Raw genomic sequence first — 1043 nt, forward strand, 5'->3', positions numbered from 1 at the left:
GATTTTGTTCGTTTTTTACATTACTGCCAACGGTCTTGTATAACAATCAGTTGCGGATTGGTTGAAAACTAAGATAGCTAAAATTCCCGACTTTTATGCTTGCGCGGTTGTGTCCGCAGGACACAAAGCCGCAATTGTTGTTATACGGTGTTGTACACTGGCTTTTTTATTAATTTAAATTCAAAAGGTACTTGTTCAATCTGATAAATTTTTAAACCTTTTTCTTTTCCTATATCCACAATTTTTGCTTTATGTTCATCTGATATTTTTAAACCTAAAATTATTTCGGTCATAAATTCAGTTGGTACAGTAACAATTCTGTCAGAAGGTTTTGGTTCATCTGGAAAGAATAGTTTTGTCAATCGATATTCTTCTTCATATTTCCAATCTTTGGCTTTAGTATGTGTTTGTAAAAATGACTTTTCAGGAGTTCTATTATCTCTTGGGTCAATTTTAGGAAATTCATCATTATATGCAACAGGTCCGCCTTTACCAAATAAATTGGACTCTCTTAATTTTTCTTCGCTAAAACCTATACAAAAACCTTTGTGAAAATCGGCATAGTGTGACCACATTAAAATACTGTCAAATCTTGCGCTTAGAGAGAGAATTCCGAAATGTTTGTCTTGCATTTTGAATGTATTTTCATCATCTCCGTTTTGCATAGAATTCATATTTGTTTTCAATTCCCTAATTATTCTCTTTTTTTCGTGGTTTGGATCAAGTCCCATTTTGATTAAGGAATTCCAATGTCTTTGAGTTATAATTTCTGCATAATCTTCTATTTTTTCATCCGTATCTAAGAGGCTATAATTATTTCCAATTCTACAGTCAATTGGATCATTGAAGTCATTTGGTGAAGCTAAATACAATTGATTTTCGGTTAAAATCTTTTGATGATATTCGTTGCTCCAAGAACGATATTTGTATAATTTTTCTGGATAATCTGTTGGTTTCATTAGCTTGTGTACAACGGTCTTGTATAATTTCCCAGCTAAGGGAATTTGAGAACTAAAGATAGTAAAAAGAACTGACTTTGACGC

The 1043-nt window shown here is 32.2% G+C and carries 1 protein-coding gene; it reads right to left on the reverse strand.

From position 1 onward, the window contains the following. Positions 1–140: 140 nt before the first annotated feature. Positions 141–1043, reverse strand: a 903-nt coding sequence (locus G551_RS0112425; protein WP_205618360.1) for a DUF2971 domain-containing protein, incomplete at its 5' end; no start/stop codon positions are given.

The organism is Mesonia mobilis DSM 19841 (assembly GCF_000423405.1).
GTDB classification, from domain to species: Bacteria; Bacteroidota; Bacteroidia; order Flavobacteriales; family Flavobacteriaceae; genus Mesonia; species Mesonia mobilis.